The sequence below is a fragment of the Autumnicola musiva genome, from assembly GCF_031846585.1.
Classification (GTDB): Bacteria; Bacteroidota; Bacteroidia; order Flavobacteriales; family Flavobacteriaceae; genus Autumnicola; species Autumnicola musiva.
Window position 1 is genome coordinate 1 of the sequence record NZ_JAVRHK010000082.1, and the last position, 571, is coordinate 571.

At 38.0% G+C, this 571-nt stretch carries 1 protein-coding gene; it reads left to right on the plus strand.

Annotation, left to right across the window (positions count from 1 at the left end; genetic code table 11):
- Positions 1-208 precede the first annotated feature (208 nt).
- Positions 209-571, plus strand: a 363-nt coding sequence (locus tag RM539_RS19945) for an IS110 family transposase (RefSeq protein WP_311505173.1), incomplete at its 3' end; no start/stop codon positions are given.

Genomic DNA, 571 nt, shown 5'->3' on the forward strand with positions numbered 1-571 from the left:
CTTAAGTTTGATTTCCTAACTTTTAGCAATTAATCAGAAAGAACAAAAGAGAGGAGTAAGGTTATATTAACCGTGGGAACTTTAGATTCCGTCAACATTGATAATCCCCTCTCTTTTCTACTTTTATTTCGTTCAGTTCTGTGAGACTTTAGATCTCGTTTTTAAGTCGATGAAACCAAAGTAGGCGTCCTTTCCTAATCCATTGTATATGACTAAAAATAAACAAATTTATGGAGTAGACATCAGCAAAGATGTATTTGATGTGGTAGATTCGAATGAGAATCACCTTCAGTTTGCGAATGATCCTAAAGGATTTAAAGCTCTTTTAAAAAGCCTTTCTTCAGAAGCATTGGTTGTGATGGAAGCTACGGGGTACTACCATTACAGGCTGGCTCAGTTTCTTTATGAACAGGGAGTGAAAGTCTCTGTGGTCAATCCTTTGTCGGTAAAGAGGTTCATTCAAATGAAGTTGGCTAAAGTCAAAACAGACAAATCTGACGCCAGGGCGATCTGTGAGTATGCCACCGTAAATGAAGTTCCCTTGTATACGGCCAGGAATAAAAATCAGGCA